The 21,629-nt window shown below is 62.0% G+C and carries 19 protein-coding genes; 12 read left to right on the top strand and 7 right to left on the bottom strand.

The window, feature by feature from the left end:
- Nucleotides 1-110: 110 nt before the first annotated feature.
- Nucleotides 111-1,043, bottom strand: coding sequence for a LysR family transcriptional regulator (locus tag BFP90_RS14520; RefSeq protein ID WP_065884706.1), 933 nt, complete (start codon nt 1,041-1,043; stop codon nt 111-113).
- A 115-nt stretch (nt 1,044-1,158) separates the two neighbouring features.
- On the opposite strand from BFP90_RS14520, the gene BFP90_RS14515 reads away from it, so the two are divergent.
- The 3 genes from BFP90_RS14515 to BFP90_RS27435 all read left to right on the top strand — a co-directional run bounded on the left by BFP90_RS14515 (nt 1,159) and on the right by BFP90_RS27435 (nt 2,370).
- Nucleotides 1,159-1,647, top strand: a complete 489-nt coding sequence (locus tag BFP90_RS14515; RefSeq protein WP_065897141.1) for a DMT family transporter — start codon at nt 1,159-1,161, stop codon at nt 1,645-1,647.
- Between the two features lie 4 nt (nt 1,648-1,651).
- On the top strand, nt 1,652-2,107 hold the full coding sequence (locus BFP90_RS14510) for a DMT family transporter (protein ID WP_065884704.1): 456 nt from the start codon (nt 1,652-1,654) through the stop codon (nt 2,105-2,107).
- Between the two features lie 89 nt (nt 2,108-2,196).
- On the top strand, nt 2,197-2,370 hold the full coding sequence (locus BFP90_RS27435) for a metallothionein (protein WP_083203250.1): 174 nt from the start codon (nt 2,197-2,199) through the stop codon (nt 2,368-2,370).
- 106 nt (nt 2,371-2,476) lie between these two features.
- Here BFP90_RS27435 and BFP90_RS14505 read toward each other — a convergent pair whose 3' ends face one another.
- The 3 genes from BFP90_RS14505 to BFP90_RS14495 form a co-directional block, all read right to left on the bottom strand.
- A complete protein-coding gene (locus BFP90_RS14505; protein WP_065897140.1) occupies nt 2,477-3,505 on the bottom strand; it encodes a purine-nucleoside phosphorylase in 1,029 nt (342 codons plus the stop codon).
- A 14-nt stretch (nt 3,506-3,519) separates the two neighbouring features.
- On the bottom strand, nt 3,520-4,470 hold the full coding sequence (locus BFP90_RS14500) for a nucleoside-specific channel-forming protein Tsx (RefSeq protein WP_065884702.1): 951 nt from the start codon (nt 4,468-4,470) through the stop codon (nt 3,520-3,522).
- Nucleotides 4,471-4,646: 176 nt separating this feature from the next.
- Nucleotides 4,647-5,561 carry a helix-turn-helix domain-containing protein gene (locus BFP90_RS14495; RefSeq protein WP_065897138.1) on the bottom strand — a complete coding sequence of 305 codons (915 nt, stop codon included), beginning with the start codon at nt 5,559-5,561 and terminating at the stop codon, nt 4,647-4,649.
- A 214-nt stretch (nt 5,562-5,775) separates the two neighbouring features.
- Between BFP90_RS14495 and BFP90_RS14490 the strand changes: the two genes are divergently transcribed.
- Nucleotides 5,776-6,549: an L-iditol 2-dehydrogenase gene (locus BFP90_RS14490; RefSeq protein ID WP_065897166.1), complete on the top strand. Its 774-nt coding sequence runs from the start codon at nt 5,776-5,778 to the stop codon at nt 6,547-6,549.
- Nucleotides 6,550-6,616: 67 nt separating this feature from the next.
- Here the strand turns inward: BFP90_RS14490 and BFP90_RS14485 are convergent, their stop codons facing one another.
- Complete coding sequence (locus BFP90_RS14485; RefSeq protein ID WP_065894278.1) at nt 6,617-7,309, bottom strand: NUDIX hydrolase; 693 nt, start codon at nt 7,307-7,309, stop codon at nt 6,617-6,619.
- Nucleotides 7,310-7,454: 145 nt separating this feature from the next.
- Here BFP90_RS14485 and BFP90_RS14480 point away from each other — a divergent pair, with 145 nt between their 5' ends.
- From BFP90_RS14480 to BFP90_RS14450, 7 genes are all read left to right on the top strand, one after another.
- Entirely contained in the window at nt 7,455-8,102 is a 648-nt protein-coding gene (locus tag BFP90_RS14480; protein ID WP_065894279.1) for a nicotinamidase, read from the top strand.
- Between the two features lie 11 nt (nt 8,103-8,113).
- The gene (gene pncB, locus BFP90_RS14475; protein ID WP_065894281.1) at nt 8,114-9,331 is read left to right on the top strand and encodes a nicotinate phosphoribosyltransferase; all 1,218 of its coding nucleotides are present in this window, start codon (nt 8,114-8,116) and stop codon (nt 9,329-9,331) included.
- Nucleotide 9,332: 1 nt separating this feature from the next.
- Nucleotides 9,333-10,148, top strand: a complete 816-nt coding sequence (gene nadE / locus BFP90_RS14470; RefSeq protein ID WP_065894283.1) for an ammonia-dependent NAD(+) synthetase — start codon at nt 9,333-9,335, stop codon at nt 10,146-10,148.
- A 117-nt stretch (nt 10,149-10,265) separates the two neighbouring features.
- Complete coding sequence (locus tag BFP90_RS14465; RefSeq protein ID WP_065897136.1) at nt 10,266-10,733, top strand: hypothetical protein; 468 nt, start codon at nt 10,266-10,268, stop codon at nt 10,731-10,733.
- Nucleotides 10,734-10,903: 170 nt separating this feature from the next.
- On the top strand, nt 10,904-12,154 hold the full coding sequence (locus BFP90_RS28825; RefSeq protein ID WP_065897134.1) for a hypothetical protein: 1,251 nt from the start codon (nt 10,904-10,906) through the stop codon (nt 12,152-12,154).
- Nucleotides 12,155-12,338: 184 nt separating this feature from the next.
- Complete coding sequence (locus tag BFP90_RS14455; protein ID WP_065884695.1) at nt 12,339-13,694, top strand: MATE family efflux transporter; 1,356 nt, start codon at nt 12,339-12,341, stop codon at nt 13,692-13,694.
- A 40-nt stretch (nt 13,695-13,734) separates the two neighbouring features.
- Nucleotides 13,735-14,928 carry an MFS transporter gene (locus tag BFP90_RS14450; protein WP_065894291.1) on the top strand — a complete coding sequence of 398 codons (1,194 nt, stop codon included), beginning with the start codon at nt 13,735-13,737 and terminating at the stop codon, nt 14,926-14,928.
- Here the strand turns inward: BFP90_RS14450 and BFP90_RS14445 are convergent.
- Together BFP90_RS14445 and BFP90_RS14440 are read right to left on the bottom strand one after the other, a co-directional pair.
- On the bottom strand, nt 14,907-15,260 hold the full coding sequence (locus BFP90_RS14445) for a type II toxin-antitoxin system HicB family antitoxin (RefSeq protein ID WP_065894293.1): 354 nt from the start codon (nt 15,258-15,260) through the stop codon (nt 14,907-14,909). The two genes, BFP90_RS14450 and BFP90_RS14445, sit on opposite strands and share 22 nt — an antisense overlap.
- Complete coding sequence (locus tag BFP90_RS14440) at nt 15,257-15,508, bottom strand: type II toxin-antitoxin system HicA family toxin (RefSeq protein ID WP_065894295.1); 252 nt, start codon at nt 15,506-15,508, stop codon at nt 15,257-15,259. The genes BFP90_RS14445 and BFP90_RS14440 overlap by 4 nt, the downstream gene beginning before the upstream one ends.
- Before the next feature lie 208 nt (nt 15,509-15,716).
- Here BFP90_RS14440 and BFP90_RS14435 point away from each other — a divergent pair.
- Nucleotides 15,717-21,629 (top strand): non-ribosomal peptide synthetase (locus BFP90_RS14435; RefSeq protein ID WP_141688963.1); only part of this gene is annotated, 5,913 nt, incomplete at its 3' end.

Raw genomic sequence — 21,629 nt, 5'->3', positions numbered from 1 at the left:
GTCTGCCGCAGCTCGGCGTACCAGGGAATGCTGGCCCGGAAAAACAGAATGAGCCTACATTTTTCCGTAGGAATTCCCCTCACAGATGTCCGTTCGACGTTCAGGGGAACTCACCGATCCCAATACGGCACCGTCCCAAAACACTCCACGAAATAATCGATCACCGTGCGCACCTTGAGCGAGAGCCTTCGACTGCCCGGCCATAACGCCGCGATCTGCTGGGGCTCCAGGGTGGTTGCCACCTCGTATTCCGTCAGTACCGCCTGCAAGGTGCCCGCGCGCAGGCTCTCGCCGATCAGCCAGGAGGGAAACACCACCAGCCCCAGGCCCTGTTCGGCGGCGTGGGTCAGGGTGTCGGCGTGGTTGCCGGTAATCGGGCCCTTGACGCTGTAGGCGCTCCAGTCGCCCTGGTCGCGACGCAAGAACCAGCGCTCCTGGCCTTTGATGCCCTTGTAGGCCAGGCATCGGTGATTGACCAGTTCGTCGGGATGGCGCGGCGTGCCGTGCCGTGCCAGGTAGGCGGGGCTGGCGGCGAGGCGAAAGCGTTGCGGCGCGAAGATCCGCGCCTGCATGCTGGAATCATTGAGTACGCCGATGCGAAACAGCAGGTCGGTGCCGTCTTGCAGCGGGTCGACGAAGGTATCGGTTTGCTGGATGTCCAGTTGCAGCTTCGGATAGCGTCGGCACAGTTCCCCCAGCCACGGCGAAAGGTGGCGCTGGCCGAACACCATTGGCGCATTGATGCGCACCAGTCCGCTGGGTTCGCTGTCCTGCTCTTGCAGGGCCTGGCTGGCAGTCTCCAGTTGCTCGAGCATCAGCCGCGCATGCCGCCCGAGCAGGCGACCGGCTTCGGTGGGGCTCACGGCGCGGGTGTGGCGGTACAGCAACTGCTGGCCGAGGGCTTGCTCCATCAGTTGGATCTGCCGCGAAATGGAGGAGGGCGCAAGGCCTTCGCGGCGCGCTACCTCGGAAAAACTGCCTTGGTCCAGCACCGCGACGAACAGGCGCAGCGCCTTGAAACTCAACTCGTTCAAACCTTGCATGGCGGCTCCGGGCTGTGCGTTTTGCGCAAAGGTGTTGTCTGCATGCTGCCATTTATCGCACAACTCGACCACCGGATAATGCACCCCTGTTTTTTTCTTGAAGTGCGGGTGATGTATGCAGGCAGGTTCTATCGAAGGTACGGCCCAGTCGCGGCCGAAGCGGAACATGCTTCGGTTGCTGTTGCTGCCGTTGGTCATCCTGGCAGGCATGGGCCTGTCGGTGGAGGCCGGTTTGCTCGGGCCATTGGGGGTGCAGGTCGGGCATTTATGGGCCACGTTGAGCATCTTTGGCGTCGGCTCGGCGATCCTGTTTCTGCTGTTGTTGTTCAGCGGCCCGCAAAAGGGCCCGGCTTTCACGCAACTGCCGCGCTGGCAGTTGATCGGCGGTTTCCTGGGGCCGATGTACGTGGTGGTGCTGACCCTGGCCACGCCCCATATCGGTGTGGCCATGACGATGATTGCGATCCTCTCCGGCCAAGTGGGCAAGAGCGTGCTGATCGACCATTTCGGCTGGTTCGGCACGGCGCGCAAGCGGGTCAATGTGGAGCGCTGGATAGCCCTGGCGTTGATTGTGGCGGCACTTGTTCTGATTGCACGAGGGTAAGGCGATGAATCTGATTGTGTTGTTGGTCGTGGTGGTCGCCGCAGGTGCGGTATTGAGCGTGCAGGCCGCCATCAACGGTCGTCTGGGCCAGACCGTCGGGGTGTTGCGCAGTAGCCTGCTGACCTTTGCGGTCGGTGCGCTCACCACCGCGCTGCTGATTTTTTTCTTTGAGCCCGCCCAGGCTGTCAGTTTGCTGGAGGTGCCCAAGTGGCAGTTGACCGGTGCCCTGTTCGGCGTGGTGTACATGATGGTAATGGTCGGCGCCGTGCCGGTGGTGGGTACGGCGGTTGCCACGGTAGCGGTGATCGTGGGGCAATTGGGCATGGGCATGCTGATCGACAACTTCGGCTGGCTGGGCAACCCCGCGATCGAGTTGTCCGGTAGCCGGATCGTGGCGATGCTGTGCCTGGCCCTGGCCCTGGTGTTCATGTATCGCAGCAATACGCGTCAGGCTGACTGACGGCGCTGAACCTTGGCGCCGTGCCTGGAGTCACTGTTTAAGGTGTGGCATTCGCCGCGCCGTGACGACCATGAAGAAGGAGTCTGACCATGCCGGATCAAACCTGTGCCTGCCCACACTGCAAATGCGTACTGGGTGTCGACGCGATAATGAAGGACGGCAAGGGCTACTGCTGCCAGGGCTGCGCCGAGCATCATGCGCACGGTGAGCCGTGCGCGGCGGCAACGGGTTGCGAATGCGCCAAGTCGTCTGCCAACGCCTGAGATGATTGATCGGCGGGCCCTTGCCCCGATAGCGGTGATCAGCCAATCACGTACTGGCTGATGCATCGCTTTCGGGAGCAAGCCCCCTCCCACAGTTGGATCTGTATCAGGCCTCTGGAACGCCTTTTTCCCAGGCCGACCAGTTGTTCAGGATCGCCTGTACCAGCAGATTGCCCGTGCGGTAGAGGTTCTCCAACGCCGGTACAAACCCACCCTGGTCGGCGTACTTGAGCAGGTTGTCCACTTCGCTGTAGCCCGGGTACGGGCGGTCAAAGTCGGAGCCTGCACGCACCACCGCCAGGCGCTGGATGTCCACCAGCCCTTCGCGGCTGGCGCGCAGCAGCGCTTCATAGGTGGAGTTGTCTTCCTGCTGGGTGGTGCAGTATTCGCCTTTGTTGTCCGTAAGCAGTTTGGTCCACACCTCGGCGCGTTCGCTCAGGCGGGTGCCGGAAAACCAGGTATTGCCCGCCAGGGTGTCGCAGCGTGTGACCTGGGGCGGCTGATTGGCCGGGGCGGCGGGGTAGTGCTTGCGCCAGGCGGCGGACTCCTTGCTTTCAGTCAACTCAACCTTGTGCGACAAGGCAAACGCCTTGGCCTGAAGCTTTGGGTTGAGCTCGAACACTTCGGTCTTGTAGTCCAGCGGCGGTTTTTCATTGGGGCCCTTGGTGTTGATGCCGATATAACCCGTCGGCCAATCCTTGGGCGCGTCGCGGGAATCCAGCTCCCACTGCGTACCGAATTCCACCAGGTAATGCGCCCAGGCGGCTGTGCCGATGGTGCCATGCTTGGGGCTGATACCGGCAATCCCGGCGATCAGGAAATAGCTCTGGCGCAGGTCGAACCTGGGCGACAGGGCCAGTGCCAGGGTGGAGGCGGCGGCGTTGGTCTGGCCCATGCCGGTCACCAGCAGGCACACGTCCTGGGTGTTGCAGCGAATCGCCGGGTACTCGGCGGACAAGCCGGGCACGCGTACCTCCTGTTTGAGCTCCAGGCGATCGATCCAGGTTTGCGCCTCGGGGGCGAACATGGTGATCAACATCACCTTGGGCTTGATCGGCGCAGCGCTGTCCGCCAGCACCACGTGGGGCAGCAGGGCGAGGCCGATGGCCATCGAGAGGCGGGTTAAAGTTTTCATCTGCAGCTCCTTGATCAGAATTGGTAGCCCACGCCGGCGTAGTAACCCCAGCCGTCGGAGCGGGCGCGAAAGTTGCCTTCGCCGAAATTCAACTCGCTGCCATCTTCCCAGTTGCCGCCGTTATGAAAGTAACGGCCGACCAGGGTGAAGCGCAGATGGGTGAACGAGTACAACAACACGTTGGTGGCCACCAGGGAATTGGCGGTGCGCGCCGGGTTGTCCTTGTGCAGGTCCGAGCCGAAATCGTAGTTGGTAAAACCGATGTAGGTCAGCGAGGCGCCGTTGTCGAATTTGCCGATGGGCACGATGTATTTCATCTGCGCGCGGTAGCCGTCCCAGGAATATTCATTGCTGGCGCCGTAGTTTTCCCACTGGTAGCGCCCGTAGAAGTTGGCCGACAGGTTGACCCGCGAGTGGGTGTCGATGTCGGTGCCAAGGCCGCTGTACAGGGTATTGGCGCGATTCTCTTTGTTGCTGCCGTGGTCGTAGATCCAGTCGAACGCCACATACCATTCCTTGAACGGCCCGATCGCCAGGCTGCGACCGGCCAGGTAGTCGATGGAGATACGCGGCTCATGTTCCATGAACACGGGCGAGCCGTGGTCCCACGCGCCTTTGTCGTTACTGTTACCGATGCCGAGGATCTTTGGCACGTCGATGTAGCCGTACAGCTCGAATGGCCCCTTGCGGCCGAAATACTCGTATTCCAGGTAGACGTCGTCCTGGGGCTTGGGACCGAAGCTGATGTCCTTGCTGCCGATCAGCGTGAGGTCCTGGTTGAACCATTCCGACAGGTAAGCGCCTTTTTTCGCCGGCGGGCTGGCCTCGGGGCTGAGGGTTTCGCCCTGTGCCGAGTCATCCGAAGGTTGGTCGTGCGCCAAAATGGGTGCACTGAGTAGTCCCGTAACGGCGGCCAGTAGCAAGGAAACACCAAGGCAAGCACGAGGCGTTGAGGTGGGGTGCATTGAAAATCCCTATTCGTACGCGGTTTGAACCCGATTGCTCGGGCAGGGTGAACCTGGCGACCAGGTTCGTTCCGCAAACGTTTGCACAGGCTGTACCAACTTTCGTCAATGGTCTGAATCGACTGAGAAAAGGCGGAAATAACCGTCTCTTTGATCAGAAAATGACAGGGTGTCATTCAGCCGAGGTGACTGACCGCGTGCAGGCCGGTCTCACGCCGATATTCACTGGGCGTCTGGTTCATCTCGATCCGAAAATGCCGGTTGAAGTTGGACAGGTTGGCGTAGCCCACTTCAAAACAGATGTCCGCCACCGATCTGTCGCTTTGCAGCAACAGCCGGCAGGCGCGCTGCACGCGAAATTTGCGCATCAGTTCGATAAAACCATGGCCGGTATTGCGTTTGAAAAAGCGCGAGAAGCCTGGTTCGCTCATTTCCAGCTGCCGGGCGATATCCGACACGCGCACCTCGCCGCTCAATTCACGCATGAGGTAGTCGAAGGCCTGGTTGATGCGGTCGGCGCTGCGCGGGTCCAGGGTCGGTGCGTAGCGCGGGCTGGCGAGGACCTTGATCTGTCGGGGCGGGGCGTTCTTGAGGGTGTCGAGCAGTTGCAGGAACAGCACCAGGCGTTGCAGGCCCTGGGCGTTGCCGATGGCTTCCATCAGCCGCGCCGCCTGCGCCGCTGTTTCGTGCTTGAACTCCAGGCCGCGTCGCGCCTGTTCAAACAGCGGCTGCAGGTTGCCAAGTTCCGGCAGGGCCTCGCGCAGGGCAAGGAGGGCGGCGCCGTCGAATTGCAGTACCACGTCACGGCCGCGCTGGTACTCGCCGGGTGCCAGGTCGCCAATCCAGTCGTGGGGCAGGTCGGGACCGATCAGCGCGACATGCCCGGCACCGAATGCACCGATATAGTCGCCCGCCACCAGCTTGCCGCTGCCGTGGCGGATCAGGTGGATTTCGAATTCGGGGTGGTGGTTCCAGCGCGCCAAGTCAATCGGGTAGTCATGCTCGAACCAGCGAAAGCAGTGCTGCGGTTCGGGCAGGATCACTTCACGTTCGGCGCGGCGTTGCTCGAACAGGGGAGCGCGGATGGGCATGCGGCTGCCTCTTGTGCGTTGGATAACCGCCAAAATACGCGCCTTGGCAGGCTCGGCGCTACCCACGGTGCTATCGGGCACTGATACTTTTTTGCACGTTTGAGGTCGGTTAAAAAAGTACCGGTCGAGCGTGTGCGGTGCGTTTGTGAGAGGTCGTCTACAACTGCTGTAATCAGCCGTGCAGGAATCCGACATGATTGCAAAGGACACCGCCATGAAACGACTTGAAGGTAAAAGCGCGCTGATCACCGGATCGGCGCGCGGCATTGGTCGCGCGTTTGCCCAGGCCTATATTCACGAAGGCGCCACGGTCGCCATTGCCGATATCAACCTGCAGCGCGCCGAGCAGACCGCTGCCGAACTGGGCCCCCAGGCTTACGCGGTGGCAATGGACGTCACCGACCAGGCCTCCATTGACGCAGCCATCGCCGCCGTGGTCGCCCACGCCGGCAAGCTGGATATTCTGATCAATAACGCGGCACTCTTCGACCTGGCACCCATCGTCGACATCACCCGCGACAGCTATGAACGGTTATTTTCGATCAACGTCGCGGGTACGCTGTTTACCTTGCAGGCCGCCGCGCGGCAGATGATCCGCCAGGGCCACGGCGGCAAGATCATCAACATGGCCAGCCAGGCCGGGCGGCGCGGCGAGGCGCTGGTGGCGGTGTATTGCGCGACCAAGGCGGCGGTGATCAGCCTGACGCAATCGGCGGGGTTGAACCTGATCAGGCAGGGCATCAACGTCAATGCCATCGCCCCGGGCGTGGTGGACGGTGAGCACTGGGATGGAGTGGATGCACTCTTCGCCCGGCATGAAGGCCTGGCGCCGGGCGAGAAGAAGAAACGGGTAGCGGACGAGGTGCCTTACGGGCGCATGGGCACGGCTGAAGACCTGATCGGCATGGCGATCTTCCTGGCGTCGAAAGAGGCTGACTATGTCGTCGCGCAGACCTACAACGTCGATGGCGGTAACTGGATGAACTAGTGGCGTGCACCGATCAACACGGTGGGCACGGACAACCAGCCCCACCCCGTTGATATTCGTTGTTCGGTTACTCGGCAAAGCTGCGATCAAAGAAGTAGATCTCTCCTGGCTTCAACATGTCCACCGTCGCCTGGGGCCGGCCGCCTTCACCCTGCTTTTTGCGCCCGGTTTCGCGCAGATACCCGGCCTCGGTCAGTTTCAGCAAGCGCTGGCGGATACTGGTCTTGAGCACCGGCCGGGCGAGTACCAAAGAAAAAATCGTAGTCGCCTCCGGTGCGCTGAACTCACGGCCCAGGAACATCAACGGCAGGCTGCTGTACAGCGATTTGGAAAACAATCGCTCCTGTACGGCCGCCACAAGCCTGTTGTGATCAAACGGTAACTTGATACTGCCATCGGCTACCGCACTCAACGAATACCAGGCCTGATGGCCGCCCAGCGCGACTTCTTCGGCCACGATCGCCAGGTAGTAAGTGGACGATGACCAGCAGCGCGGGTCGCGAAACGCATCGCCCACGGTGCCCACCTGTTCGTTCCAGACCAGATCGAGGCCGACCTTGTCACTGGCGCGAAGTCGCTCCACCGCATCCTGCAGGCTCAGGTCCTGCACATCGCCATTGACCACCACACCCGGCAATGCCCAATGTCCGGCAAAGGGCTCGGCATCGCGCTTGTTGAGCAACAGCTTCAATTCCCCGCAGGCACGGGAGTAACACAGTACGCACAAGTCGACGGTGTGCAGGTAGGGGCTCAATGGCATGTGACGTCCTTCTTACAACGTAGGCACCTAGTCTAACGCTTCGGACAGATATGTCATGTACTCGAGCTCAGGCAGTCGTGAAAATACTTGTTGCCTTGAAAGTACATGACATGTACTTTTGTTTCCAGGCCACCGGAGAATCACCATGACCCTCGCCAAAACTGCCATTGCCTCATTCGATGTGGATGCCCAGAAGAGTTTCACGCCGCTGTGCCCCGACGAACTGCCCGTAGCCGGAGGAGACCTGATCGGTGCCGAACTCAACTACATGGCCAGCCTTGCCGGGCGCCGTATCGGCAGCAAGGACGCCCACAGCCCGCAGGCGCCCTGGGTGGTCGAGCAGCACAGCCAGATGCTGCAACCTACCGGCCTGGCTCACGCCGATGTCACCTGGGTCAGCCACTGCGTGCCGGGTACCGAGGGCTTCACCTTGCTGGCTGAATTGCCCAGCCCTTATGACTACGACTACTTCGTGTGGAAGGGCGTCGAACCCGACCTGCACCCCTACGGCGCTTGCTACCACGACCTGCACGACAAGCTGTCGACCGGCGTCATTGAATACCTCAAGGCCCGGGGCATCGTCCGCGTGCTCGTCGGTGGCCTGGCCCTGGACTACTGCGTCAAGACCACCGCCCTGCAACTGCTCAAGGCCGGGCTGCAGGTGGTGTTGCACCTGCCGGGGTGTCGAGGGATCACTGAAGAGGGCGGCGTGCAGGCCGTCAACGAATTGCTCAAGGCCGGTGCCGCTATCAGCCGCACCCGCGAAGAACTGGCCGCGATGGCCACGCGTTAAGGAGATCCACCATGGAAAGCGCCTATGACACCGAGTCCCCGGTCATCCAGGGCTTGCTCGACACCGATTACTACACCTTCACCATGATGCAGGCGGTGCTGCACCAGCACCCCAATGTGGATGTGGAGTACAACTTCATCGTCCGCTCCAGGGAAAAACTCGGCCATCTGATCCCGCAGCTGCGCGCCGAGCTGGAACAGCTGGCCGGCCTGCAGATGCGTGAAGGCGAGCTGCGCTTCCTGTTCAACCCGCGCTTTCGCGAATACCTCACGCCGGATTACGAGCGCTTCCTCGGGCTGTTTCGCTTCAACCTGCGTTATATCCACGTCAGTGAAGTGGACGGGCAATTGAACATCCGGGTGATCGGCCCGATGCTGCACTGCATCATGTTCGAGCAACCGGTACTGGCGCTGGTCAGCGAGCTGCGCAACCGCGACAAGTACCCCGACGTCACCCTCGAAGACGTCACCCGCAAGCTCTACCAGAAGTTCGACTGGCTGGAGAAAAACCTCAGCCGCGACGAACTGGCCGACCTGCGCGTCTCCGACTTTTCCACGCGGCGGCGCCTGTCATTCAAGGCCCAGCGCGAAGTGGTGGACATCATGCGCCGCGACTTCCCCGGCCAGTTCCTCGGCACCAGCAACGCACACCTGGCCTATGAATTCGACTTGCCGCTGATCGGCACCATGGCCCACCAATGGCTGATGGTGCACCAGCAATTGGGGCGCCTGCGCGAAAGCCAGAACGCCGCACTGGAAAACTGGGTGCGCGAGTACCGCGGCCGTCTTGGCATGGCCCTGACCGATTGCATCAGCACCGATTTCTTCCTCAAGGATTTCGATCTGTACTTCGCCAAGCTCTACGACGGCCTGCGCCAGGATTCCGGGGACCCCATCGTGTGGGCCGACAAGGTGCTGGCCAGATACAAGGCGCTCGGTATCGACCCGATGACCAAAGACCTTATGTTCTCCGATGGTCTGAATTTCGAAAAATGCCTGCCGATCCTGCGGCATATCCGCGGCAAGGCCAGGTTCGGCTTCGGCATGGGCACCAGCCTTGCCTGTGATGTGGACGGCGTGGAGCCATTGAGTATCGTGATGAAGCTGGTGCGAGTACACGGCGAGCCGGTGGTGAAATTTTCCGATGACCCGGTCAAGAACGTCTGCGAAGACCCATCGTTCCTGCAGTACGCAGCACAGGTATTCAACGTTGGTAGCGTGGAGGCATGACATGCACACTCAAGAACGCATCGCCCGTGAGTTGAACGTCGACCGCTTGCTGGTTGCTGGTGGCGAGGCCCGGGAAATTCAACGACGCATCGATTTCATCAAGCGCGTGTTGCGCGCTTCTGCCTGCAAGGCGCTGGTACTGGGTATCAGCGGCGGTGTCGACTCATTGCTCGCAGGCCGCCTGTGCCAGCTGGCGGTGCAGCAACTGCGCGACGAAGACTACGCCGCGCGCTTTATCGCCATGCGTCTGCCCTACAAAACCCAGGGCGATGAACACGATGCCCAGGCCTCCCTGGATTTTATCCTGCCGGACCATGTCGACACCCTGGACATTGCCGTCAGTGTCGACGGCCTGATGGCCAACCTGGCCGCTGCGCAAGCCAGTGCCGCACAACGCGATTTCATCAAGGGCAATGTCAAGGCCCGCGCGCGCATGATCGCGCAGTATGCACTCGCCAACCTGCACAATGGCCTGGTGGTCGGCACCGACCAGGCGGCTGAAGCGCTGATGGGGTTCTTCACTAAATTCGGCGACGGCGCCTGCGACCTGGCGCCGTTGTCTGGCCTGACCAAATCCCAGGTGCGCCTGCTTGCCACCGCACTCGGTGCCCCGGCAAAACTGGCGCAAAAGCCGCCGACTGCCGATCTTGAAGAACTGGCACCGGGAAAACTCGATGAGGACGCCTACGGTTGCTCGTACGCCGAGATCGACGCGTACTTGATGGGCGAACCGGTGAGCGAGCGGGTGAGGGCGATTGTCGAGGCGGCATATGGCAAGACAGCGCATAAACGTGCGCTGCCGATTGCCCCGCAGTAGGCGCGGGCTGCAAGCCATATCAGGAAGTGTCTCGCCATGAAATGGAATTTTTCCTACATTATTGAAGGATGAGGATTCTTTACGCTCTGAGCTTTCAATGAGTTCAGGATCAACGGAATGGCTTCCAGCGTATTGAAAGCGAGTGACTCAATTGCTGGCGTCTTGCGCCGCTACCTGCCAGTGCTTCTCGGCACGACGGCCATGGCGATTTTGTCAGGCATCCTGGTGACGGTATTGGATGATTCGACCTATCTGCGCCGGTTCGATCCGTCGCTCAAAGCGCAGATGTCCGGGTGGAGTCTTGTCGCATTGGCGACTGTTGCCGTGTTTTCCAATGTCATGATGGTGTGCGGTCGGCGTTGGGCGGGTGTTGTCCTGGCAGGCTATTTTGCGATGTGTCTGATGCTGGTGGTACCGACCCTGCAGTACCATCCCCACACCTTGGCCTATACGTTGGGTGTCGTATGTCCGCTGTGCGGATTGCTGCTGCTCAATAGCGAACGCCACCGCGAGATGCGCCACTCGCTGCTCAAGCTACGTGTTCTGCGCCACGACGGCGGTCGGGCCGCAGATCGCTCCGCTTGACCCTGCACTTCGCCGGCCCTCGCAGGCGTTTGGTGGATAGTCCGATTCTGATGCGAAAACCCTATGTGTGTTTGGAACTGCACTGTTTCAGTTGCCACCAACAGGCAGCCGAACCGAGCGCTTGTTTGTTTGGCCAGGCCGTTGTTACGTCCAAGACATGAGGTGTTGCCATGATGAATACTTACTTAAACCAACCGTTCTATTCGCCTCCGCCCGTGCAGAACTACGAATTTCCCTCAGCGGGTAATGCGATGGCGAATATGCCCAGCGTAATGACCAGCAATTATTCCCACTCGGCCGTTGCAGACATGCTGCTGCAAAACTTCGAGTATTTCAGATCGCCTGGCAGTTCTTTCGCGTCTCGAGAGTCGCTGGCTGATGTGGCCAATCGTCCATTGGGGATGGGCGGTCATGATGATCAGATGACGTTGCTTGCCAGGGATATATTGGGTCGGCCCGGTCTCGCAAGCCTGTTTGACGGTGTTCAAAATGGCGCTCAGGAAGATGGCCTGATTAACCGCGAGGATATGCAACTGGCTATCGGTCAGTTGTCTCAGCAGGAGGCGGGCGGCTATTCCCCACTGTCAGGCAATCGATTTGCCGGAGGGAATAACGGCGCGATGCAACAGCAGAGAATAAATCAGCAATATTCTCCTCAGTTCAACGCGCAACCTGAATTCGGTGGGCCGCAAGGCATGCAAGGCTGGCAGGCGTCGCAGCCCCCGTCTTATATGGGTGTGCAAGGTAGCCAGCCATGGAGCCCGATGACGGCCGCAGGTCGACCCTATGCCAATGACAGTGACGAGGCGTTCTCGGCCAAGGTGCTTTCCCATTTCGGTGCCCTGCAAGATCCTTCACGAGGTAGCATCACGGATGAGTCGCTGAGCGCCGCTGCGTCGGGACATACCCTGGATGGACGGCCCATCAGTGCGGCCGATACTGCTGTCGCGCAGGAATTGATGGAGCGAGGACAACTGTTCAAGACACTGGATCAAGGCCGCAGTGGCGTGCTTGACGGCAGTATCTCCCGGCAGGACCTGGGGGATGCATCAAATACATTCAGGACGATGAGCGACGAAGGGCTGCTGCATGTCGTCAAAAATAATTTCAGACAGTTTACCGCCGGTGCGGATGACAAGTACGTCAATGTGAATGAGCTGAAAGAGGCGGCGGGTCTTACCCCGTCCACACGAACCTTCAGTCCGCAAGCGCGCGAAGTGGCCCTGGAATTGCTCAATCGTCCTGGCTTGTTGCGTGAGCTGGATATCGGCGTTCGGGAGGAGGGCAAGCCGGGCGCTGAAGACCAACGCTTTGATATGGTCAACATCGACCATATGATCGACCAGCAATCCTCCCGTGCGCCAAGCAAACCCTACGCCAGCGCGTATGCGGGTAACTTCTCCGTATCCGCCGGCGGGTAATATTTGCGGCTATCAAAGGCTGCTTTCCGGTAGGCGGATAGCAGCCGTCCCTGGCACCTGCCTCGTTGCACGCAACTACCTGCCCTCTGGAGTGGTCCATCGATCTCGGCGTACCATTGGCGGTTCAGCGCCAACAGCCTCAAGCGATTGACCACTCCACTGCCACCCAGGGGCCCAAACCATCATGGAAGTCACCCAGCAACGACCGTTGTGGCAGGTTTACCTGTTCTTTCTGGCACCGATGGTGCTCTCCAATTTTCTGCAAAGCTTCTCCGGTACGCTCAACGGTATCTATGTCGGGCAGATGCTCGGTACCCACGCGCTGGCGGCGGTGTCGGGCATGTTCCCCATCGTGTTTTTCTTCATCGCCCTGGTGATTGGCCTGGGTGCCGGCGCCTCGGTGCTGATCGGCCAGGCCTGGGGCGCCGGGGAGACTGGACTGGTCAAGGTGATCACCGGCGCCACGCTGACCCTGGGCGCACTGATAGGCTTGCTCGCGGCCGTACTGGGTGGGCTGTTTGCGCGCCCCGCGTTGCAGGCCCTGGGAACCCCCGTCGATGTGCTGGACGATGCGGTGGGCTACGCCCAGGTGATGATGCTGATCATGCCGCTGCTGCTGGTCTTTATCCTTTATACCCAGCTGCTGCGCGGCGTCAGCGACACGGTTTCGCCGTTGTTGGCGCTGATGGTATCGACCCTGGTGGGCTTGTTGCTGACGCCGGCGCTGATCCGCGGTTGGATCGGCCTGCCGCCCATGGGCATCCAGAGTGCGGCGTACGCCGGGCTGGCGGGGAATGCCCTGGCGATGCTGTTCCTGATTCTGCGCCTGCGCCACAAGCACCATGTGATGGCGCCGGATCGCGACATGCTCGCAGCCCTGCGCCTGGACCGGGTGATCCTCGGCAAGGTCCTGCGCATCGGGTTGCCTACCGGCTTGCAGATGGTGGTGCTGTCGTTGTCCGAATTGGTCATCCTGGCGCTGGTCAACGGCCATGGTTCCCAGGCAACGGCGGCGTACGGCGCGGTGACGCAGATCGTCAATTACGTGCAGTTTCCGGCGCTGTCGATTGCCATCACCGCCTCGATCCTGGGCGCGCAGGCCATTGGCGCCGGTCGCCTGGAGCGCATCGGGCCGATCCTGCGCACCGGGCTGTTGATCAATACCGGCCTCACCGGTGGCCTGATCGTGCTCGGCTACGGGTTGTCGCATTGGCTGCTGGGTCTGTTCATCACCGACGCCGCCGCGCGCGTCAACGCCGAGCACCTGTTGCATATCATGCTGTGGAGCATCCTGGTGTTCGGCTTCCAGGCCGTGATCGGCGGGATCATGCGTGCCAGCGGCGTGGTGCTGATGCCGGTCGCTATCTCGATTTTCTGTGTGCTGTGCGTGGAATTGCCGGTGGCGTACCTGTTCAATGCGCACTTTGGCCTGGAAGGCGTATGGATGGCATTTCCGGTGACTTACCTGGCGATGCTGGTGTTGCAGACAGCCTATTACCGCCTGGTATGGCGGCATAAGCAGATCAAGCGGCTGGTGTGATACAAGGTTGCCCCACCTAAGGACAGAAGGCGCTTTATCAATGGCAAATCCCTACGCCGCGTTGTTTCAGGTTCCCGGCGCTCGCGCTTTTGTCCTGGCGGGCATGCTGGCACGCATGCCGATATCCATGACCGGTATCGGCCTGATCACCATGCTCTCGCAGGTGCATGGCGGTTATGGCCTGGCGGGCTCGGTGGCGGCGGTGTTCGCGTTGGCCACGGCATTTTGTGCGCCGCAGGTGTCGCGTCTGGTGGACCGATACGGCCAGGGCAGGGTGCTGCCGATCGCCGCGCTGATCGGTGGGGGCGCGTTGTTGATGGTGCTGCTGTGCACGCGTGTGCAGGCGCCGAACTGGACGTTGTTCCTGTTCGCCGCGCTGGCCGGTTGCATGCCCAACATGTCGGCCATGGTGCGAGCGCGCTGGACAGAGTTGTACCGCGGTCAGCCCAGGCTGCAAACCGCGTTCGCCCTGGAGTCGGTGCTCGATGAGGTGTGCTTTATCATCGGCCCGCCCATTTCGGTCGGTCTGAGCGTGGTGCTGTTTGCCGAGGCCGGGCCTTTGGCGGCGGCGCTGTTGCTGGCGGTGGGCGTGACCACTTTCGTGCTGCAACGCGAGACCGAGCCGCCGGTGCACCCACGCCACGACCACCATGGACGCTGGCTGATCGCCTCGCCTTCGGTGCTGATCCTGATGACCCTGTTGCTGGCCATGGGTGTAATTGTCGGGGTGGTGGATGTGGTCAGCGTCGCCTTTGCCCAGCATCAGGGTCAACCCGCCGCGGCGAGTATCGTGCTGTCGGTCTACGCCATCGGCTCCTGCCTGGCCGGCCTGGCTTTCGGCACGCTCAAGCTCAAGGCCTCGTTGCCCCGGCAGTTTCTGTTCTGCGGCGTGGCCACGGCGTTGACCACCTTGCCGTTGCTGTGGGTGACCGATATTCCGGGCCTGGCCGTGGCGATCTTTATCTCCGGCCTGTTCTTCGCCCCGACCCTGATCGTGTCCATGGCGCTGGTGGAGCAAGTGGTCCCACCGAGCCGCCTCACTGAAGGCATGACCTGGCTGATCACCGGCCTGAGCATCGGCGTGGCGATTGGCGCCGCCAGCTCGGGCTGGATGATTGACCACTCCGGCGCCGCCAGCGGGTTCTGGGTGGCGCTGGCGGCGGGGTTGGTGGTGTTGGGTTCGGCCGTGCTGGGGTATCGGCGGTTGGGCAGTCAGCCAATCGCCGGGCAATGATGTTGTAAAAACTCATTCAGCGCCTGGCGTGTCAGATCGTTCAACGTCACTTTCTTGCGGGTCGCCGCCAGCGCTGCCGCCAAATGCAGATCATGACCCACGCGTACGTTGAACGAGCCCTTGCAAGGCTTTTCCGGCGTTTGCCCGAGGGCCTGGCAGGTGGCGAGGTAATCGTCCACCGCCTCTCTGAAGGCCGCGTCCAGCTCGGCGACGGTTTTGCCTTCGTAGCTCACCAACGCCTTGATGAACAGGATTTTGCCGAACAGGCAGTTGTCTTCGAGGCTGGCTTCGATGGAGCCGATGTAGCCTTTGTGTTTCAGCTGGTTGTTCACTGAATCAGTTCTCCTGATTTCAATTGTTCGATGATTTGGCGCCGAATGTAGTGTTTCAGTTCGTTGCCGGGGTGAGGCTTGTGCAGGGTAATCAGTGCACTGGGGTCGCCGATATCGAATTTGACCCGGCTTCCAGCCCCTTCAATCTGTGTGTAGCCCAGTCGGCGTAACAGCGTTACGAGTTCAGACCAGGTGAATGCCACGTGCTCATCGAGCAGTTTGGCGAGCAGCTTTTCATTTTTGGACACGGAGTTCCCTGCGTGTAACTAAATGTAGTTGCAAAAAGTGGTGTACGTCAATGCTAGCTTGGGTTGACGTGTCTTTCTCAAGATTGATGTAACCCTTGATGACACCTCGCTTGCAGCCCCCATTGCTCGCTAATTTTTCCCTCTGCGGTTCGTTTTATAGGGACGACGTGCCTTTGTGCTTCCTGCCTATTGCTCCGGACTCCAACAAATGAATGCTGAAGACTCCTTGAAACTTGCTCGCCGGTTTATCGGGTTGCCCCTGGAAAAGCGCCAAGTGTTCCTGCAGGCCCTGCAGAAAGAAGGCGTGGATTTTTCCCGGTTTCCGATTCCGGCGGGGGTGGAGGCAGAGGACCGCCAGGCGCTGTCCTACGCGCAGCAGCGCATGTGGTTTCTGTGGCAGTTGGACCCGGCCAGCGGCGCCTATAACCTGCCCGGCGCCGTACGCTTGAAGGGTGCGCTGAGCCTGGACTCCCTGGACCAGGCGTTCGCCAGCCTGGTGGCGCGCCACGAAACCTTGCGCACGGTGTTTCAGCGCCAGGCGGATGAGCGGCTGGCCCAGGTTCCAATCGAACCGTCAGGGGTAGTCGAGCACCTGGACCTCAGTAACTTGGCCCCCGCTGACCGTGAGCAGGCCGTCAACGCGTCGGCAACGCGTCAGTCGCTGTTGCCGTTCGACCTGGAACACGGCCCGCTGCTGCGCGTGCAACTGCTCAAGCTCGATGCACACGAGCACGTGTTGCTGCTGACCTTGCACCACATCGTCTCCGACGGTTGGTCGATGAATGTGTTGATCGACGAATTCATCCGTTTCTATGACGCTCACGAGCGCAACGAAGCGCCGCAATTGCCGGCGCTGGCGATCCAGTACAGCGACTACGCCCTCTGGCAGCGTCGCTGGCTGGAAGCCGGCGAGCAGGCGCGCCAGCTGCAATACTGGCAGGCGCGCCTGGGCGATGAACACCCGGTGCTGGAGCTGCCGACCGACCGTCCACGCCCGGCCATGCCCAGCTACCAGGGCACGCGCCACACCTTCGAGATCGACCCGGCGCTGGCCGCGCAATTGCGCACGTGCGCGCAAACGCACAACGTCACCTTGTTCATGCTGCTGCTCGGCGCGTTCAATGTGCTGCTGCATCGCTACACGGGGCAGGGCGATATACGCGTCGGTGTGCCCATCGCCAACCGCAATCGCACTGAAGTCGAAGGGCTGATCGGTTTCTTCGTCAATACCCAGGTGCTGCGCACCGAACTGACCGGACAAACCCGCGTCGCCGAACTGCTGCAAGGCATCAAGGAACACGCCCTGGGTGCCCAGGCGCATCAGGAATTGCCGTTCGAACGCTTGGTGGAAGCCTTGAAAGTCGAGCGTAGCCTGAGCCATACGCCGCTGTTCCAGGTGATGTACAACCATCAGCCGGTGGTGGCGGACATCGCCTCCGTCAGCACCGCATCCGGCCTGGAACTGGCCCTGGTGGAATGGCAGGGTCGCACCACGCAGTTCGACCTAACCCTCGACACCTATGAAAAATCAGGCACCCTGCATGCCGCGCTGACATACGCCAACGACCTGTTCGATGCGCCTTCCATCCAGCGCATGGCCCGCCATTGGATCAGCCTGTTGCAGGCGATGGTGGCGGACGGTGAACAGCGCATCGGCGAGTTGCCGATGCTGGGCGCTGACGAGCAGCAGGTATTGGTCAAGGCCTGGAACCACACCGCCGCGCCGTACCCGACCGAACGCGCGATCCATCACCTGATTGAAGACCAGGCCCAACGTACGCCGGATGCGCCGGCGCTGGTATTCGGTGAGGTCACCCTGACCTATGCCCAGCTTGACGCGCGCGCCAACCGGTTAGCCCATGCATTGCGCGAGCGAGGCGTCGGCCCGGATGTGCTGGTGGGGATCTGTGTCGAGCGTTCCATCGACATGGTCGTGGGCCTGTTGGCCATCCTCAAGGCAGGCGGCGCCTACGTCCCGCTGGACCCGGAATACCCTGGGGAACGCCTGGCCTACATGATCGACGACAGCGGCATCACGCTGCTGCTCAGCCAGCAAAACCTGTTGGCGCGACTGCCGACCGCAGGCATCCAGGTGATAGCCCTGGACCAGCCCGCCGACTGGCTCGACGCCTACAGCAGCGAGTCCCCGAACGTCACCCTCCATGGGTTGAACCTGGCCTATGTGATCTACACCTCCGGCTCCACCGGCAAGCCCAAGGGCGCCGGTAACAGCCATCGTGCGCTGGTCAACCGCCTGTGCTGGATGCAGCAGGCCTACGCACTCGATGGCAGCGACGCGGTGCTGCAGAAAACGCCGTTCAGCTTCGACGTTTCGGTGTGGGAGTTTTTCTGGCCGCTGATGACCGGCGCGCGCCTGGTGGTAGCCGCACCGGGAGAGCACCGTGAACCGGCCCGCCTGATCGAGACCATCGAGCGGCACGCCATCACCACCCTGCATTTCGTGCCGTCCATGTTGCAGGCGTTCATCCATGAGCCAGGTGTAGGCGCCTGCGCCAGCCTCAAGCGCATTGTCTGCAGCGGCGAAGCCTTGCCGTTGGACGCGCAACTGCAGGTGTTCGCCAAGCTGGCGAATGCGGCCTTGTACAACCTCTACGGCCCAACCGAAGCCGCGATCGACGTGACCCACTGGACCTGCATCGACGAAGGCGCCGACAGCGTGCCGATTGGCCGGCCGATCGCCAACCTCGGCACCTACGTGCTCGATGCCCAGCTCAACCCGGTACCGGCCGGTGTTGCGGGTGAGCTGTACCTGGGCGGCACCGGTCTGGCGCGCAGCTACCATCGTCGCCCGGCGCTGACCGCCGAGCGCTTTGTGCCGAGCCCCTTCGTGGCCGCTGAGCGCCTGTACCGTACCGGCGACCGTGTGCGTCAGCGCGCCGATGGGGTGATCGAATACCTCGGCCGCCTCGACCACCAGGTCAAGCTGCGCGGCTTGCGCATCGAACTGGGCGAGATCGAAACACGCTTGATGCAGCACCCGCAGGTGCGCGAAGCAGTGGTCCTGGTACAGGGCGGCAAGCAGCTGGTGGCCTATCTGGTCCTTGAAAGCGAGGCCGTCGGCGACCTCAAGGCCTGGCTGCTCCACAGCCTGCCGGAATACATGGTGCCGACCCATTTCATCACCCTGGCCAGGCTGCCGGTGACCGCCAACGGCAAGCTCGATCGCAAGGCGCTGCCACTGCCGGACACTGCGCCGCAGCAGGCTTTCGCCGCGCCTGAAAACCCCCTGCAACAAGCCTTGGCCGCGATCTGGAGCAGTGTGCTAGGCATCGAAGCCGTAGGCCTGGACGATAACTTTTTCGAGCTGGGCGGCGATTCGATCATTTCCATCCAGGTGGTCAGCCGTGCCCGTCAGGCCGGTATCCGCCTCAGCCCGCGCGACCTGTTCCAATACCAGAGCGTGCGCAGCCTGGCGCTGGTGGCGAGCTTCGATGAGCTCAATGCGATCGATCAAGGCCCGGTCAGCGGTGAGGTCATCCTGACGCCGGTGCAGCAGGGCTTTTTCGCCCAGACCATCCCGGCGCGTCAGCATTGGAACCAGTCATTGCTGCTGACGCCGCGTGAAACCCTGGAGTTCTCTCGACTCGATGCGGCGGTGATGCAATTGATCCGGCATCACGACGCCCTGCGTCTGCGCTTCGTGGCGCAGGCCGAGGGTTGGCAACAGCATCACGCCGCGCAGGTCGGCGCATCGGTGTTGTGGCAGGCCCGTGCCGGCAGCGACGCCGAATTCGCCGCGCTGTGCGATGAGGCCCAGCGCAGCCTGGACCTGGAGCACGGCCCGCTGCTGCGCGCCGCCCTGGTCGACATGGCCGACGGTACCCAGCGCTTGCTGTTGGTGGTGCACCATTTGGTGGTGGATGGCGTGTCCTGGCGCATCCTGCTGGAAGACCTGCAACAGGCTTATCGCGAACAGACATTGCCGGCAAAGACCAGCGCCTACCAGCACTGGGCGCAGCGCCTGCAAGACCACGCGCAGGCCCTCGATCACCAACTGCCGTACTGGCAGGCGCAATCCATCGATGCCGAGTTGCCCTGTGATCACCCCGAGGGTGGCCTGCAAAATCGCCTGGGCGCCAAGCTTGAAACGCGCCTCGATGCCGAGCACACGCGCCAGTTGTTGCAAGAGGCGCCGGCGGCCTATCGCACCCAGGTCAATGACCTGTTGCTCACCGCCCTGGCACGGGTGGTCAGCCGTTGGAGCGGTCAACCCGCCGCGCTGATCCAGCTGGAAGGACATGGTCGCGAAGACCTGTTCGATGGCATCGACCTGACCCGCACCGTCGGCTGGTTCACCAGTCTGTTTCCATTGCGCCTGCAAGCCGATGGCGAGCTGTCCGGTGCAATCAAGGCGGTCAAGGAGCAACTGCGCGCCGTCCCCGACAAGGGCCTGGGCTATGGCCTGCTGCGCTACCTCGGCGCGCCGCAAGCGCGCGAATCCCTGGCCGGGCTGGCCGCGCCACGCATCACCTTCAACTACCTGGGCCAGTTCGACCGCCAGTTCGATGAGTCGGCGCTGTTCGTACCGGCCGGCGAGGGCAGTGGCCAGGCTCAGGACCCCGAGGCGCCGCTGGCCAACTGGCTGACGGTGGAAGGGCAGGTGTATGGCGGTGAGTTGGCCTTACAGTGGGGCTTCAGTCGCGAGATGTTCGAACCCTCGACCATCCAGCGCCTGGCGGACGAATACGCCGCTGAACTCAAGACCCTGATCGAACATTGCTGTGCCACGCCGGCCGGGCAGGTCACGCCATCGGATTTCCCCCTGGCACGCGTCACCCAGGCGCAACTGGATGCATTGCCGGTGGCCGGGCCGGCCATCGCAGACCTTTACCCCTTGTCGCCGATGCAGCAGGGCATGCTGTTCCACACGCTGTTGGAACCCGAGGCCCAGGCCTATATCAACCAGCTGCGCCTGGACATCGACGGCCTCGACCTGCTTGCGTTCGGGCGCGCCTGGCAGGCCGCGCTGGACCGTCACGACATCCTGCGCAGCAGCTTCCATTGGCTGGGCCTGGACAGCGCGCATCAAGTGATTCGCCGCCAGGTCGACCTGCAACTGCAAGTGATTGAAGACCCCCGCGCCGATTTCGATGCACTGGCCAACGCCGAGCGTACACGCGGCTTCGAACTCAATGCCGCGCCGCTGTTTCGCCTGGTGCTGGTGCGTGGCGCGGGCACGACCTGGCAGCTGATTTTCACCAGCCACCACATCCTGATGGATGGCTGGAGCAACGCCCAGTTGCTCGGCGAAGTGCTTGCTCATTACGCGGCCCAGGCCGTGCCTGCACCGCTTGGGCAATTTCGAGATTACCTGGGCTGGCTGCAACAGCAAGGCAACGGCGAAGCATTCTGGAAAGCCGAGCTGGCGCCATTGCCGGCGCCGACCCGGTTGGCCCAGGCGCTGCGCGCGCCGGTTGACGGTGCGGGGACTGCAGAGCATCACGTCGTGTTGGGCAGTGACTTCACCCAGCGCCTCGGTGAGTTCGCCCGCCAACATAAAGTGACCCTCAACACCCTGTTGCAGGGCGCCTGGAGCCTGCTGCTGCAACGCTACACCGGGCAGGCTTGCGTGGCTTTCGGCGCCACCGTGGCCGGGCGTTCCGCGCCGTTGCCGGGGATCGAGCAGCAGTTGGGCCTGTTCATCAATACCTTGCCGATCATCAGCGCCGCCTCGCCGGCGCAATCCGCCGCCAGTTGGCTCAGCCAGTTGCAGGCGCAGAACCTCAGCCTGCGTGATCACGAGCATGTGCCGCTCTATGACATTCAGGGCTGGGCCGGCCAGCAAGGCGCCGCGCTGTTCGACACGCTGCTGGTGTTTGAAAACTTCCCGGTGGCCGAAGCCCTGAAACAAGGCGCGCCGGCCGGCCTGACCTTCGGGCCGCTGCATAACCATGAGCGCACCCATTACCCATTGACCCTTGGCATCGAACTGGGCACCGGACTGGGCCTGGAGTTCAGCTACGACCGCGCGCAGTTCAGCGCGTCTCAGGTCACGCGGCTGGGGGACAACCTGCACCATCTGCTGGCGCAACTGTTGGCCGACGCTCACGTCTCCCTGGGCAATCTGCGCCTGCTCGACGCCCCCGCGCAGCGCGACGTG

Origin of the sequence: Pseudomonas sp. 24 E 13 (assembly GCF_900004715.1) — a bacterium.
Lineage (GTDB): Bacteria > Pseudomonadota > Gammaproteobacteria > Pseudomonadales > Pseudomonadaceae > Aquipseudomonas > Aquipseudomonas orientalis_A.
Note: the sequence above shows the minus strand (reverse complement) of the source record. Positions and strands in the feature narration are given on the sequence as shown.

What these genes read in the sequence shown, in the direction of transcription:
- BFP90_RS14480 (WP_065894279.1), top strand. Translation starts at nt 7,455, where the DNA reads ATGACCCTCGCCAAAACTGCCATTGCCTCATTCGATGTGGATGCCCAG.
- BFP90_RS14510 (WP_065884704.1), top strand. Translation starts at nt 1,652, where the DNA reads ATGAATCTGATTGTGTTGTTGGTCGTGGTGGTCGCCGCAGGTGCGGTA.
- BFP90_RS14485 (WP_065894278.1), bottom strand. Translation starts at nt 7,309, where the DNA reads ATGCCATTGAGCCCCTACCTGCACACCGTCGACTTGTGCGTACTGTGT.
- BFP90_RS14500 (WP_065884702.1), bottom strand. Translation starts at nt 4,470, where the DNA reads ATGCACCCCACCTCAACGCCTCGTGCTTGCCTTGGTGTTTCCTTGCTA.
- BFP90_RS28825 (WP_065897134.1), top strand. Translation starts at nt 10,904, where the DNA reads ATGATGAATACTTACTTAAACCAACCGTTCTATTCGCCTCCGCCCGTG.
- BFP90_RS14455 (WP_065884695.1), top strand. Translation starts at nt 12,339, where the DNA reads ATGGAAGTCACCCAGCAACGACCGTTGTGGCAGGTTTACCTGTTCTTT.
- BFP90_RS27435 (WP_083203250.1), top strand. Translation starts at nt 2,197, where the DNA reads ATGCCGGATCAAACCTGTGCCTGCCCACACTGCAAATGCGTACTGGGT.
- BFP90_RS14495 (WP_065897138.1), bottom strand. Translation starts at nt 5,561, where the DNA reads ATGCCCATCCGCGCTCCCCTGTTCGAGCAACGCCGCGCCGAACGTGAA.
- nadE (WP_065894283.1), top strand. Translation starts at nt 9,333, where the DNA reads ATGCACACTCAAGAACGCATCGCCCGTGAGTTGAACGTCGACCGCTTG.
- BFP90_RS14515 (WP_065897141.1), top strand. Translation starts at nt 1,159, where the DNA reads ATGCAGGCAGGTTCTATCGAAGGTACGGCCCAGTCGCGGCCGAAGCGG.
- BFP90_RS14505 (WP_065897140.1), bottom strand. Translation starts at nt 3,505, where the DNA reads ATGAAAACTTTAACCCGCCTCTCGATGGCCATCGGCCTCGCCCTGCTG.
- BFP90_RS14450 (WP_065894291.1), top strand. Translation starts at nt 13,735, where the DNA reads ATGGCAAATCCCTACGCCGCGTTGTTTCAGGTTCCCGGCGCTCGCGCT.
- BFP90_RS14490 (WP_065897166.1), top strand. Translation starts at nt 5,776, where the DNA reads ATGAAACGACTTGAAGGTAAAAGCGCGCTGATCACCGGATCGGCGCGC.
- pncB (WP_065894281.1), top strand. Translation starts at nt 8,114, where the DNA reads ATGGAAAGCGCCTATGACACCGAGTCCCCGGTCATCCAGGGCTTGCTC.
- BFP90_RS14520 (WP_065884706.1), bottom strand. Translation starts at nt 1,043, where the DNA reads ATGCAAGGTTTGAACGAGTTGAGTTTCAAGGCGCTGCGCCTGTTCGTC.
- BFP90_RS14465 (WP_065897136.1), top strand. Translation starts at nt 10,266, where the DNA reads ATGGCTTCCAGCGTATTGAAAGCGAGTGACTCAATTGCTGGCGTCTTG.